This is a genomic window from Symmachiella macrocystis (genome assembly GCF_007860075.1).
Classification (GTDB): Bacteria; Planctomycetota; Planctomycetia; order Planctomycetales; family Planctomycetaceae; genus Symmachiella; species Symmachiella macrocystis.
In genome coordinates, this window is sequence record NZ_SJPP01000003.1 from 515,935 (window position 1) to 530,189 (window position 14,255).

Genomic DNA, 14,255 nt, shown 5'->3' on the forward strand with positions numbered 1-14,255 from the left:
CGAAACAGTTTCACGAATGAGTCTGCCCTGCAGTTTTTTAACAACAAGGAGACCGACGTCATGCTTCGATTGATCTCACGCAGTGCTTTGGTGTTAATGACGTTGGGGATTTGCCAAGGGGCGCCCTGTGATGCGGCCCCCATCGTGCCGGGGCAAACCACATTTTATGGCCGCGCCATTCAAGATGTGCGAATTCTTGGCGGGACCTTAATCAACCCGGGTCCCGAGTTTGTGATCGACGACCTGTTTGGAGACGGCTACATCACCATCGATCGCCAGGCCCAAGTCGGCAGTTCTATCAGTTTCACCGGAGTCGACAGCGTATTCACGGGATTTCGCCCAGAGTTGGGGCCGTATACGTTTGGTGCAGCAGGTTCGGTCGGCGTGGGGAGTTTTCACGGTACGATCGACAACATTGTCCAAAATCCTGCTGATCCCGGTTTCGCCGCTGGTGATCCTTCTAGCTTGATCAGCGGAGATCTAACTATTGACGTCCCTTCGTTTTATTTCCAACTCGCCGGTGGAGCTATCACGCTGGAAACCGGCGCTGAGTTTAGGTTTACGGCCGCGCTAGACGGCCTGCCGCCGCGGACGGCGACACTACTGGAGGGCCGTGTCCCGGTGAATGAAATCCCCGTCTATTTCGGGCAGGAATTGGTAGGCTACAGCTCCGACCGCCGCATCGAATTACGCGCGGTGCCCGAACCGTCGAGCATGGTGCTGCTGGGCATCGGCGGATTGGCCCTGGTCGGATACGGAGTACGAAGCAAACGGCAACAAGCTGCGTGAAACAAGTTGTTCATGAACATCCAACCGTCGGCGGTTGATTCGCACTCCTCGGCGCAAGAAAGTTCACGGCATACTGTTGGAATATTTTTTGCTGTCCCAACCCTCCTCGAATCAAACTTACCGTCTCCCGGGGTGAGTCGGAACTATGTAGCGTTAGCCTTTTCCCATCGTGCGATTGTCGCGAGTAACGCGACCACGCGGTTTTGCGCATCTGCGCAATTCTTTGTGGGCTTGCGCAAAATGCGGATATTGTAGCGATTGCTCGTTGATCGGACCGGAACCGTATTACATACTACGAGTCACCTTTCGTCTATTGTTTTTTGAACACTTCACGAGAACAAGGGAGGCTGTAGATGTTCAACAAGAGGCTGACGCATCGAAGTTTGATGCTGACCAAATTGTTTGCGATTTCCGTAGTGTTACCATCCGCTGCGCATGCAGAATTTTCCCAAGGCTTTGAAACCGACACCAGTGGTTGGTCCGACGGTGGTGGTGCTTATGGCGTTATAACCCGAGTAGCATCTGGAACGGGCGGCATTACCTCAGCGGATGGCGGATACCATGCGACTGTTGAGCAGACAACCTATGGAGTTTATACCGCGTTTGATGGATATCGCAGTACTTGGCCCGGAAACTGGACTACTTCGGTGGACATCTATCTCGACATCGGTTGGGCGGCGGGGGAAGGGTTTGACTATTCGGTTGCCGCGAATGGCTCAGATGGAGCCCATGAGCGTGATTTCATCTTTCACGTCACGAAGGACACGTCAACGGGCGATCTTTTGGTTGGTGCTAGCAACAACACCAATTTTGATCCTCGAGAAGACCTGGAAACCCTCAATCACGCGGTGATCGGTAGCAGCGGTTGGTACACCTTCGAACACTCTTTCCAGGATGTCGGTGGTGTGCTCTCAGTGGACTTGAATCTTTATGATGGCGGGGGGCTAATATGGACAGAAACGCGAAGTAATCCGGCCGATTTAATCCCGTCCATTGTTGGCGGAAATCGCTATGGATGGTTTACGAACGTAGACATTGCTGGCGGAATTGCAGTCGACAATACTGCCCTTGTGCCGGAACCCTCCAACATCGCAATGCTATTAGGGCTCAGTGCTTTCAGTCTGGCTGGTTACGGCTGGCGTCGTAAAAAGCAACAAGCGGCGTAAAGCGAGCCTGCCATTGTGAGGAATATGAAAACCGTTGGCGTGAAAGCGTCGGCGGTTTTTTTGTCAATCGCCTCCCTCCATTGCCGCAATCATTGCTGTGATGCCGGCTTTCACCTCTCGAGGGAGTTGCGGCCAGGCGCTAAGCATTCGATAGCAGTCGGCATCAACTGCAGCGCTTTTCGCAGCACCTGGAATTCCTGATTGACGTAACTGCTCAGCTGCACAATCGGTTAGGCGAAACCGCTCAAGTCCAGTATCGTCCACTCGGCTCAGCATGTACTCATTGGTACTGAGTCGCTAACCCCTGCCATGGCATTTTTTTTTATGCGCGGGCGGCGGTTTTGTGATCTTTTGTCGGTCATGATCCAATGTGATGTGCCTTACGCGCTGAAGACTAAAAAAATGAAGTTGTAACGTATGCTTCGGCTGTAGGGCTCGCCTTCACCATGCAAATCCACCTTCACGACCCGTCACGCAACCGCTGTTCGGTGTCTTCGGCGATCACGTCGTTCCATGTGATCTCTTGGCCGGTTTGTTGCGCGCGGATCATTGCCAACACCGCTCGTTCCACATCAGCTCCTTGCAACGCCGCTGTTTCTAGCTCTTGTGTTGATATCGCAACTCCGGCTTGCGTTGCCATGATTTTCCAGCGGACGATATCTTTGGCAGGCGAGCGACGCAACTTCATCCCGACCACCTGTATCAAGGAAATGTGGGCTCGAGCCAAAAATGCCTGTAACCACAAACTGCCGATCTGGAAGTAAAAGACGCCAGTCACGATGACCATGAGAAACATTACACCAATAAACGCAACAGCTAACCATTCTCCCAGTTTCTGCGCTGGAGCTGCATTCACCGCCATCCACATTTGTGACAGAATCATGCTCAAGTCCTTCCATAGGGTCCCATCGAAAAAGGCAAAGCAGTGGTTGGAATTACTTCGGTTTTCGCACGTCCACACAGACGATCTCGCGGCCGTCGCGTAGATAGAGCAATCCCGCGCAGAGGGCCGGGGCTTGGCGGGTTGGACCGAGTAGCGGTGTGCGGCCGATCTCTTGGTAGTGCTGTGGGGAGGCTTCTGCTACGACCAGCTCGCCCTTGATGGTCGAAATGAACAGCTTGCCGTCGCCGGCGATCAGGTTGCCTTTTCCAAAACGTGTTTGTCGCCACATCCGTTCGCCGGTCGCTGCATTAACGCAGGTCAAGTGGGTGACCGGCCCGGCGCTGCCGACGTTGTCGAAGCCGTAGAGATAACCATCAATCAGTATCGACGTTTGCCACTCATTGCGCAGCACGCTCTTGACGCCCTGTGAGGCCCAGACTTCGGTTGGACGGAATTGGTCGCCATCGGGCAACAGTTTCAAAAGCACGCTGCCGTGATTCTCTGCAGCGGAAATGAACACCTGCTCCTTGAATGACAACGGGGTGGCGATGTTGCAGTCGTAATCGGTCTTGTACGGATAGCGCCACAGGTCAGCGCCGTCTTGGGCAGCAATGCCAATCACCGAACTACCGGTGAACACGACCAGTTGCTCTCGTCCCCCGACGTTGAGTAAAGCCGGGGAGGAATACCCCGCCGTCTCCTCTGTCCCGGCTTTCCAGGCAGGTTTACCGGATTTTATGTCGTAGGTGACTACCGTTGCTTGCGGGGCACCGATCGTGACGATGACCCGCTCGGCGGTAACCAGCGGCGAACAGGCCATGCCGTAATCCGCTGGCTGTCCGCCATGTTCTTCAAGCGTGTTGTGCGACCAGAGGATGTCTCCGTTGGAAAATTTGAGAGCGGCGAGAATTCCTTCCCCAGTGAATGCAAACACCTGGTCGCCCACAATCGTCGGAGTCGCTCGCGGACCATCCCCCTGCCCGTTGCGATACTCGGGGGCGACGGAGGTCTTCCAGATCGGCTTGCCGGTCGCCGCATCGACGCAAATGACGCGTTGCTTGCCGTCGGTTTGCACCATCGTTATTAAACGGCCGCGGCTGATCGCCAATCCTGACATGCCCACGCCTCCGGGCACGCGCCAGACCTCTTTCGGCCCCTCGGCCGGCCATTTCTCCAGTAGATCCGTTTCTGCGGAGATGCCGTTGCGGTGCGGCCCGAGAACCTGTGGCCATTCCTCTTCAGCCTGAACGTCGGCAGTGAGGATGAGTAAAACCGCACAAACGCAGGACCATGTTTTCAGCATCGGGACTTCCTACTGTTATGTCCGCAGAAATGAGGCGAGAAGTCCGGTTCTCGCTTTACCGAGGATATTCTAACAACCAATGAGTCGTGCTGCAGGTGCTGTTTTGCTGCCGTGTCAGGAATAACTGAGGTGATGGTCTATGCCTTTAGCAACCGCCCGAATCTGATCTTCTGCGGCCTCCCTGATGAGTCGAGTTCCACACAGAACAAAGGGCGTTATAATGATGTGTCTCGCAAACGGGCTGTTAGGACCTCTCGAACAAGAAAACGGCGGCGGCTTTGTCTTGTCCGCATCTGTTCTCGATGGCAAGCGGACGATGATTTATGACCGAAGGGCAATCTCCTCAATCCGGTTTCGCAATTCCCTGGTGGCCGGTCATTGTGACTGTCATCGTCTGGGCCGTCACGGAAAGCCTGTATCTGTTTGGTTATCAACAGGCTCCTTTAGGTACCGTTTTTGACGGGTTCGTGGGGACGACTGATGACCAGAACATGTATTTCTCCTTCATTTGTCAAAGCGCCGACGGGCATTGGCTGTTCACCAACCGATTGACGCATCTCCCGCACCAACCGGCGCTGTTCAATTTGGAATGGCTCGTTGTGGGTAAGTTGATGGCTGGGCTGGGCGGGTCGCAGCGTTGGGCCTATTCGATTTGGCGGGCCATCGGCACAGTGGTGTTGATTTTCGGGTTTTGGGGACTGGCATGCGCAGCTCTCCGTTCGGAATTTCATCGCCGAGTCGCCCTGTTGCTGTGTGCATTTGGATGCGGATTCGGGTGGGTGTTTCTGATATTAGAAAAAGCCGGGCTCACCAGGAAATGGCCGGAGGTGATGCTCGACCTTTCGGACGCCATTTATCCGTTCGGGCAAATACTGATCAATCCCCACCTGTCCATCTCACACGGATTGTCGCTGCTCTTTCTTGCGGCGTTCATTGTCGGCGAGAAAACCGAACGACCGCGCTGGTATGGAGTTGCTGCGGCTATTGCGGTGCTACACGGGCTGATTCGCCCCTACGATTTGATTCTCCTGACCGGCGTGATTCCACTGTATTGCCTGTTGGAGTCTGTCGTCACGCGAGAATTCTCGTGGAGGAAGCTCAGCCTTCGGGCAGTGCCGTTGATCGCCATTGCCCCATTGGTTGGCTATTACGTTTGGTTGTTTCATTTTCACCCGGTCTTCAAATACTGGGCCGGCCAAGGGGCGGTCAAAGAGATGCCCTTGGCCGGGCACCTTTTGAGTTTTGGCGCCATTGGGTTACTCTGTGCCGCGCGCTTGTGTTGTTTTCGCCGCTATCCGCTCAACGGTCCGGCCGACCGGTTGCTCTGCGTTTGGATTGCCGGAGCACTGGTGTTGGTGCATGCCAACAAGCTGCCGCTGTTTAGCTTCTTGCCCTACAGCCCGGTGTTTGGCATCACCTTGGTTTCGCCGATGATTATTCTGGCGGTTCCCTTGAGTGACGCGATAATAAATCAATTGGCCAGCCGACGCGTTCAGGTATTGGTTGGTGTGTTCGTGGTCTTGATCGCCATCAATTCGATGGGGAGCGGGGTGTGGGTGTTGAAGACGGTCTATAACCTCCGGTCGTTTCCCGATCATTACATTACTACGACCGACGATCAGGCTTTTGATTGGTTAAACGTACACAGCCAGGAATCGGATGTTGTGTTGAGCATGCTGAATACGGGAAACCGCATGGCCAAACAGGTCTCCGCCCGTTTGGTGCTAGGCCATTGGTCTGTCACGCCGCACGTCCGCGAAATGTCTCGCGCGGCTGAGAGTTTTTACAAAGGCGAATTATCGTCGGCCAACTCCCAAGCATTCCTGGATGAATTGGGTGCCCAATGGATCTATGTGGGGCGGGACGAACAACAATTCGGCGTGGTCGCCTGGGAAACAATCCCGGGAGTTACCCTCAGATACGCCAATGAGAATGTGCAGATTTACTCCTACACCGGCGCAGCAATCGATTCAGAATGACGCTTTGGTTGGACCATCGTTCGTTTGACGGCGCCCTGCGCGACGTTTGGAAAACCCTTATTTCAAATGGCGGCGGATTTCCTGTGCCGCCATGCGCACGGCGGATTGGATGGCTGGAACTTGGCAGAGCGCGTTGGAGTTCCCAAAATCATGCGTTAAGCCGTTCACCCGCATGCACACTACGTCCACACCCGCTTCACCGAGCTTACGGGCATACGCTTCTCCTTCGTCGCGCAGCACATCGAATTCCGCCGTCTGAATCAACGTGGGCGGCAGTCCTTGGAGTTGATCCAGCGACGCGCGGAGCGGGGAAGCCCAGATACTGCCGCGTTCGGATTCGTCGGTCGTGTAATGGTCCCAAAACCATCGCATCATGGCGCGGGTTAGAAAATAGCCTTCGTGAAATTGAGCGTACGATGCGGTGTCGAAACGTACATCGGTGACCGGCCAGAATAATACCTGTTGGCGAATTGTCGGTCCCTCTTCCAATAGACAACGTAGGGCCACAGCCGCAGCCAAGTTGCCGCCAGCGCTGTTTCCCACCACCGATAATCGATTCCCATCCACGCCGATTTGGTCGCCATGCGCGGCGACCCACTGTGTGGCGGCATAGACCTGATTTAAGGCGACCGGATAACGTGCTTCGGGAGAACGTTCATAATCGACAAACACTGCAACCGCTCCCGACTGCGAGACAAGCTCACGTACAAATCGCTCGTGTGTCGCAAAGTCACCAATCACCCAACCACCGCCATGGAAAAACATGAACCCCGGCAACACGTCTTTGGCCTGCGATGGCCGGACAATCACCAGAGGAATCTCGTGCCCCTCGACCGTGATCGTTTTCTCCAACACATCCGCCGGTGGAAGATTGAACGGCACGGATGACTGAGCGTCCGTCATCATCTCCCGCGCTTCGGCGGGGCTGACGGTCTCCATGGCTGGTATGTCGCTGTGATTGAATTCGTCCAGAAGTTCTTTAGTCGTGCGTTCCATTACCGGCTGGCGATACTGCTGAGAATCAAAGGATGTGTCGGCGGTCGAAGTCATAGTAAAGTTTCCCGAGTCAGGTATATCAAATGATGTTATCCGCAGCAGATTTTGTGAACAGCCAGCGGCCGGCAATCACTGGTGCAGCAATTCCAGTCGCTCCAATTCGGCGCACAGGCGCAGCAGCGGGATTTCGTTGTGCCCTGCTCCGGGGATCTTGATGAACCGGCCATCGATGGCCGCCTCAGCCAATTCGCGTCCGTGCGATACGGGGACCATATCGTCCTCAGTGCCATGGAACACAACCACTGGCGCAGCCACGCGGGCAATCCGTTCAAGAGAGGGCCAACGATCGAGCAGAAGATACTGAAATGGAAACAAAGGGTATAGCCAAGCGACTGTGCGGGGCATTGAGACGAACGTCGCATTCAAAATCAACGCCCCGGGTTGTGGCGGGTTCGCATTTTCCGACGTCCACAACGAGAGTGCCGCTGCTCCCCCCAAGGACTCACCGAAAATGACAATTCGCCCCGGCTCATAATCCAACTCTTGGCAGGCGTAGTTCCAGACACGCATCGCATCGGATGTCAGTTTGTGCTCCGATGGCGAACCGGAGCTGTCGCCGTAGCCACGATAGTCGAAGATCAACACATCAAACCCGCAGCGGACAACCTCACGCAGATCGTTGATCCGTTCGTGCCGGTTTAATGAATTGCCGGGAAAATAGACGACCAGCGGTCTTTCAACGGCATCCTCGCCATCGGCTTGCCGCAGCAACCAACCGTTGAGCGTGTCGCCACCGGGCGTCTGAATCTGAACATCGCGGACCGCTTGCGGATCGAGCCCCACGGTCGTCACCCGCAGGTCGTCGGCCACGGTTGGTCGATAGATCAACTTGCGTTGTAAAACAACAAAGATGACCACGACCGCCAGATACGGAACGAGCACATACAGAACAATTGCGCGGCGTATCCGTTTCCACCACCCCACTGGGGGAAGCGGGGGTGATCCGGTGAGTTGTTGATCACCTGCGGCGTCCAAATAACGCTCCCGGTCGGGCCCACAAATTCTACTGACAACTCCGAACGCGCGCCGGACGATGAGGTGATCCCATCGCCGGCGGAGGCGATCGATCTACTTAGGCATCGGCAAAACAATCACAGCGTTTTCGGCAAAAGTGGCTTCGCCCTCTTTGCCGTTGATGCGGTATTTGATTGTCAATTCCTTTTTGGAACCGGGAGCCGGGTCGCCACCGAAGCTTTTATTGTAGCTTTGTTTGCTCAACAAAATCAGTGGCAAATCGCGGACCTGTTTTTGCAAATTCTTGGTGACATCCTTGTGCGTGTTGCCGGATCCATATTTGGCTTCAAGGATTTCCAGCTTGATCTTTTCCAATCCCGCTTGCGACAACAACTTTTGCACGTCGCCTCCTTTGTCCCCCAATTTCTGGGCGATGACCAACGTGGATTCATAAGCTTTGTCTTTGATCTCGGGATCGGCCAGAGAATCGATGGCTAGTTTGAGCGTTTCAGCATTCGGATACCGTGCCAGCACTTCCAATACCAACCTGCGTTCGGCCGACCTGCGAGAAGCCTCCAGCGCTTTGCCACACATTTCCGCGCGTTGCTCTTCAGGCAGATTGAACTGCCGCGCGATGCGGACATAACCCCGCAAGGCCCGCACGTGATATTTTTCCGCCGGAAGTGTTTTCGCCAAGTCGAGTAAGACCGGCGCCGCATCGGCGGTCATCCATTTGCCGAGCAACGCGCTACTGGACTCTTGTAGCGGAATACTGTTGCTTTTCGCTGCTTCGGCAATCGTCGCTAGCGCGTTCGTGCCGCCCATTTCAGCTAGGATTTCCAGCAGTGCAACTTTAGTCGGGACGGACTGAGTTTGTTTGACCGCTTCGGCCAGTTGAGCCGCACAGGCTTCCCGGTCCGGCATGCGAATGCTCGCCGCCTTCAATGCCCGCTGAGCCACGGGTGCATCTTTGGAATGCTTCGGCTTGGTCGCCCGTGCGATGAGGGCGGAAAGATTCTCTAGCTCGACCGTTTCACCCAACGCCGTCAAAGCAGCATGGCGCACGTCCGCATCCTCATGGTCCAAGGCTTTGAGCAGAGTTGGGACGGCGGCAATGCGGCGGGTTCCGACCACTTCCAACAGCAGCGGATAGCTTTTTCCTTCAGAAGCAGGCAGGAGCTCAACGACCTGTGCGTTCACGTTTTCCCCCGGAAGATCCGCCAAAGTAGTTTTCGCAGCTTGCGTCAGTTCCGCATTGCCTTCGATTGCGATGTCCAGGAGTGCCGAGAGGCAGGAGGCGTCCCCTACGCGGCCGAGCGCGTCAATGGCGGAGAGTCGCACGGCTTGGGGACCTTTCGCGGCTGCCTGCAAGATGGCGGGCAGAATCACGGTTTCGGGCCGGTCGGCCATCGCTTGAACAATCAAAGCCGCCCGCTGGGGTTTTGCACGCGCCAGTTCATCGGCCAGCGCTTGATCGACCTTATCTCCAGGAAATTCACGGGCCGTCCCCAAAGCCAACTGAAACTTCACTTTGTCCGGCGACTGAAATTGTTCAATCAACAGCGGAATTCCATCCTGCCCCCGGGCAAGAATTGCACCGCGCAAGCCTTCGATGATTCGTTGTTGCGGGACATCGGCGCTGCGGACTTCGTCGTAGATTTCCACAGCGACCGCCGCGTCTCCGTCAGCCAGCGATTGTTCGGCACACAGGACACATCCTTCGGCGATGGCTGAACGAATTTTTTTAGGACCGGCGGCCAATGATTTACGCAGCACTTGCGTAGCGTCGGAATTGCCGATGTGCCCCAATGCGACTGCCGCCGCGGAGGCTACCTCAACATCCTCATCCTGCAATCGCTTGGTTAACAACTCGACCGCTTGGGCATCTTGGCGGACGCCAATGGAGTTGAGCACGCCGACCAGTAGTTGTCCGTCGAGCGAATCGGTCGCATTTCGCAATGCTTCACCGGCGGTGTTGCCTGGAATCGCCTCTAGGGCAATTCGCGACCAAGACGCCAATTGCTCATTGGACAACAGTTCTGCCAAGTCAGGCACAGCGGCATCTGAGCCGTGGATGGCTAACAATTTGCAAGTGATCGCCTTCTCTGCGGGAGGCGCATCGGAACGGAGGACGGCGAGCAGTTCCTGCTCTTTTTCCGACGAGGCTTTGGCAGCATCATCGGCACGCAGTGAAGTGGTGGCAATGCCGACAACAACGGCGAACAAAATGAAGCCGCGTGTCATTTGTCGATTCATATACATAGTAGCGGTCCCAATATTTTTAAGGACGTTTTGATGGTGGGTCTCAACCGCAATGCGGGAATACGTGGTGTGTCTGACGTGCCAATAAGCCGGGGCCTACAGCCGCCATGGCTCGCGCAGTGCTTCGGATCGCAGACGGTTCGCCTGTTCGTCATCGATGAACGTGTGCGTTTCGTTGTCGTACTTGACTTGGCGGTCTAGAGACAGCGCGATATTGGCGGCATGACAGGCGATGTGCGCATTGCACGCCGCATCTGCGTTGCCTTTTGGTTTCGAGCGGGTTTTGACACAGTCGAGGAAATCGCGAACGTGGAAAGTCGCCGGATAGCCGCCGATTTCTTCAACGGTGCGTCCGGCCAACAACGCGGGCGAACTCAAGACGAGTTTGCCACTGTCGCCGGCTTCGACCCAGCCGTCCTCGCCTTCAAATCGCACCGGGCAGGAGCCGAGCGGGATCCAGCCGGTTTCCCGGAAAACCAACTCCACACCGTTTTCGTAGCGGGAGACCAATTGCCCGTCTTTTGGCGGATCGTACTCAACCGGTGGCGGGCAATCGTCGACTGCCCATTGGCAAAGGTCGACACAGTGCGAACCCCATTCGAGCACACCGCCGCCAACCAAGCCGCCTCCTTTTTCGAAATTAAAACCATCCAGCAATTTCGCATTGAACGGCCGCCAGGCTGCCGGACCGAGATACATGTTCCAATCTACGACTTCCTTGTCCGGCACCGGTTCAGCCGGCAGCCAACCGCTCATCATCGCTTGCATGCCTGCCGGATGGGCGTAGACCCGTTTGAGTTTCCCCAGCTTTCCCGTCCGTGCCAGTTCGCAGGCAAACGCGAAGTGCGGAAGGTTTCTCCGCTGTGTCCCCGCTTGAAACACCCGGCCAGTCCGCCGCATGGTGTCCTTGAGGATCAAACTTTGAGCAATGTTTTTGGTGCACGGCTTTTCGCAATACATGTCCTTGCCAGCTTTAGCCGCAGTCATCGCGGCGGTCGCATGCCAGTTCGGGCCGGTGGCGATCAGCACCGCATCGATATCTTTGCGGTCCAGCAATTCGCGAAAATCGCGATAGGTTTCACAATTTTGGTTGCCGTGATGGTCGTCGGCGATCTTCTTGACAGCCGTGCGGCGTGCTTCTTTGATATCGCAAACGGCGGCAAACTGCACGTCCGGTTGTTCCAGAAAGCAACTGAGATCGTAGGTACCACGATTTCCAATACCGATGCCCCCCACGACGACCCGTTCACTGGGAGCGACAGCGCCGTCCAGTCCCAATGCCGAACTGGGGATGACCATCGGTGCGATTGCGGCAGCACCGGCGGTCGCTAAAGTGGACTTCAAAAACCGACGGCGAGGTATCTTGGTTTCCGTAGTTGGCATCTCTTTATCTCCTAAAGGTTGTGATTGTTTTTTAGAATAACGCTGGTGAGGCCAAGTGTCGCATTGCAGTAAAAGTTAATTGACCCGCACGAGTTTCATTATCCGGCCTGAGGTATTCCAGTCCTGGACGTACAGGTTGCCATCTTTATCCCAGTAAGACCCGTGCGTCCCGCTGAAGAGGCCCTCGACCCAGTCCTTTTGCGGCACATTGAAGGACCTCCCTGCTTTGGCATCCGGATTGTGCCCCAACACGGCGATGATGGTGTTTGTCTTATCGAGAATCACCACTCGGCCGTGCAAATCGGGCACGGAAACGAAGTCCCCCTGAACAGCAACAGACGTCGGCATTCCCAAGCCGGTTACGACTTCATCGATGTAGTTTCCATCGAGATCGTAATGCAGCAAGCGTCCTTTGGGTTCATGGTTGCGATCGCAGATCAACAGACGAGGCGGATTGTAGCGGGTATCCAAGGTCATGCCGTGCGCTGTGTTGAATTGTTTGAGTTCGTTCCCCTTGGTGCCGAAGTGCATCAAGTATTTGCCGGTTTTGTCGAACTTAAAGATGTGGTTGCTGGCGTAACCGTCGGAGAGGATAATGTCGCCATTGGGAGCCACCGTGATCGCCGTGGGGCTAAACTTCTTCAGCGCCAGTCCCGATTCTTCGGGGAACGGCAGCTTCAGCACGATGTCGCCGGTCTGAGCGTTGAATTTGATCCCCTCGGCATCGACGTTGCGAGCGCCGTAAACGTATTCGACACCGTCTTCTTCGCGGATCTCCATATCGTGAATGTTGGAGTACTCATCACCCACAAAGCGGCGAATGACTTTGCCATCCGGCGTAAAGACAAACACACCAATCTGTGCGCTGGTGTAGATATTGCCCTCTTTATCGATGACGACTCCTCCGTGCGTCGGCCCCAGCACCGATTTGCCCTCTTCATCCAGCCCCCAGCCCGGGACGGTATCGAAGGTCATCGCCCCGGCCCCCATCCGCACCGGCGCGGTTTTCTCTTCCGCAAAGACGGGTCCAGCGATGAACAATGTGATCGCCACAGCGATGTAAGCCGAGAATTGTTTCATGAATAGGATTCCTAATTGTCGTCTTGTCGTGAGGGCATTTTCGGATCGGCAGCAAAGTTCGCCAGAAAACCGCAGCGACGCAGGCTAGTGCGCGTTCTGCCGTGGAGTATTTAGTATCCAGTGGGGAGCGATGAAATTCAACCAGCAGGGATTTTCGGCGGTCTGGGCCGTGTCGACTGCTCGGATGATTTCCTCAAAGAGACGACAAATCCCAAGCGGCCTGAGGGGCGTGGCTTGGTGTCTGACCTTAGAAACACCGGGTGAATATCAATGAAACATGTTGCAATCGTACTCTGGAGCTTTCAATGAGACAGGATGTCAGTTTCTTACCGACTTGTTCTCGCCAACCGGGTTTCTTACTGTATCGTTTTAGCCGATTCCGCCTGTTACGAGAGAGACCATGGCTACGAAAGAGGATGCGCGGCACTGGGTCGGATTTGACCTGGGCGGCACGAAGATGCTGGGTAAGGTGTTTGATTCGCAATTTCGTTCCCTTAGCCACGATCGCGCCAAGACCAAGGGAAACGAGGGGGTGGAATCCGGTCTGCTCCGTATTACGAAAACCATCCACAAAATGCTGGATCGGGCGGACCTGAAACCGAAAGATATTGCCGGCATCGGTTTCGGTTGTCCCGGTCCGCTGGATCTTGAGCGTGGAATTGCGCACAGTGCGCCGAATCTGGGCTGGGAGAATGTACCGCTTAAGGATCATCTGGAAGACGAATTCGGCTGCCCGGCTGTCATCATGAACGACGTCGACGCCGGTGTGTATGGCGAATACCGCTTCGGTGTCGCCGCCAAAAGCCGAGTCGTCGTCGGCGTTTTCCCTGGTACGGGAATCGGCGGCGGATGCGTTTATGAGGGAAGCATTATGCGAGGAGCGACCGGTTCCTGCATGGAAATCGGTCATGTGCAAGTGGCGCCCGAAGGGCCGCTGTGCGGCTGCGGACAACGCGGCTGTCTCGAAGCGGTCGCCAGCCGTTTGGTGATCGCTTCTCGAGCTGCCGCGGCCGCCTACCGCGGACAAGCTCCGCATCTGCTGGAGAATTTTGGCACCGATTTGACAAAAATCCGCAGCAAAGCATTGGCCGATTCCGTCGCATCCGGAGATACCGCCGTAGAAAACATCGTCCGCGACGCCGCACGACAAATCGGACGGGCTGTCGCCGGCGTAGTACACCTGCTGGGGCCTGACTTGGTAGTCCTAGGGGGTGGACTCGTCGAAGCGATGCCGAAGTTATTTGTCACCGAAGTCAATGAGACCGCCAAAAAACGCGTCCTCCCGGCTCTGATTAAAACGTTTGAAGTTGTGCCCGCCAAACTAGGCGACGACGCCGGCGTCATGGGCGCCGCCGCCTGGGCACAACACAAAGTGGATACCGATATGAGGGATTAGGCGC

11 protein-coding genes are annotated in these 14,255 nt (G+C 55.7%); 4 read left to right on the plus strand and 7 right to left on the minus strand.

Features of this window, described 5'->3' with window-relative positions:
* Positions 1 to 60: 60 nt before the first annotated feature.
* Together CA54_RS25495 and CA54_RS25500 are read left to right on the plus strand one after the other, a co-directional pair.
* On the plus strand, positions 61 to 789 hold the full coding sequence (locus CA54_RS25495) for a PEP-CTERM sorting domain-containing protein (protein ID WP_146373816.1): 729 nt from the start codon (positions 61 to 63) through the stop codon (positions 787 to 789).
* 353 nt (positions 790 to 1,142) lie between these two features.
* The gene (locus CA54_RS25500) at positions 1,143 to 1,955 is read left to right on the plus strand and encodes a PEP-CTERM sorting domain-containing protein (protein ID WP_146373817.1); all 813 of its coding nucleotides are present in this window, start codon (positions 1,143 to 1,145) and stop codon (positions 1,953 to 1,955) included.
* A gap of 460 nt (positions 1,956 to 2,415) precedes the next feature.
* On the opposite strand, the gene CA54_RS25505 is transcribed toward CA54_RS25500, so the two are convergent.
* Positions 2,416 to 2,838: a flotillin-like FloA family protein gene (locus tag CA54_RS25505; RefSeq protein WP_146373818.1), complete on the minus strand. Its 423-nt coding sequence runs from the start codon at positions 2,836 to 2,838 to the stop codon at positions 2,416 to 2,418.
* Between the two features lie 52 nt (positions 2,839 to 2,890).
* Positions 2,891 to 4,141 carry a PQQ-like beta-propeller repeat protein gene (locus CA54_RS25510; protein WP_146373819.1) on the minus strand — a complete coding sequence of 417 codons (1,251 nt, stop codon included), beginning with the start codon at positions 4,139 to 4,141 and terminating at the stop codon, positions 2,891 to 2,893.
* Positions 4,142 to 4,464: 323 nt separating this feature from the next.
* On the opposite strand from CA54_RS25510, the gene CA54_RS25515 reads away from it, so the two are divergent.
* A complete protein-coding gene (locus CA54_RS25515) occupies positions 4,465 to 6,120 on the plus strand; it encodes a hypothetical protein (RefSeq protein WP_146373820.1) in 1,656 nt (551 codons plus the stop codon).
* A 57-nt stretch (positions 6,121 to 6,177) separates the two neighbouring features.
* Here CA54_RS25515 and CA54_RS25520 read toward each other — a convergent pair whose 3' ends face one another.
* From CA54_RS25520 to CA54_RS25540, 5 genes are all read right to left on the minus strand, one after another.
* The gene (locus CA54_RS25520) at positions 6,178 to 7,170 is read right to left on the minus strand and encodes an alpha/beta hydrolase (protein WP_146373821.1); all 993 of its coding nucleotides are present in this window, start codon (positions 7,168 to 7,170) and stop codon (positions 6,178 to 6,180) included.
* A gap of 75 nt (positions 7,171 to 7,245) precedes the next feature.
* Entirely contained in the window at positions 7,246 to 8,151 is a 906-nt protein-coding gene (locus tag CA54_RS25525; protein WP_197532831.1) for an alpha/beta hydrolase, read from the minus strand.
* A 93-nt stretch (positions 8,152 to 8,244) separates the two neighbouring features.
* Positions 8,245 to 10,374 (minus strand): HEAT repeat domain-containing protein, encoded by a 2,130-nt coding sequence (locus tag CA54_RS25530; RefSeq protein WP_197532832.1) that lies wholly within the window; start codon positions 10,372 to 10,374, stop codon positions 8,245 to 8,247.
* A 114-nt stretch (positions 10,375 to 10,488) separates the two neighbouring features.
* Entirely contained in the window at positions 10,489 to 11,775 is a 1,287-nt protein-coding gene (locus CA54_RS25535) for a Gfo/Idh/MocA family protein (protein ID WP_146373824.1), read from the minus strand.
* Between the two features lie 75 nt (positions 11,776 to 11,850).
* Entirely contained in the window at positions 11,851 to 12,855 is a 1,005-nt protein-coding gene (locus CA54_RS25540; protein ID WP_146373825.1) for a 6-bladed beta-propeller, read from the minus strand.
* A gap of 400 nt (positions 12,856 to 13,255) precedes the next feature.
* Between CA54_RS25540 and CA54_RS25545 the strand changes: the two genes are divergently transcribed.
* Entirely contained in the window at positions 13,256 to 14,251 is a 996-nt protein-coding gene (locus CA54_RS25545; RefSeq protein WP_146373826.1) for an ROK family protein, read from the plus strand.
* Positions 14,252 to 14,255 lie beyond the last annotated feature (4 nt).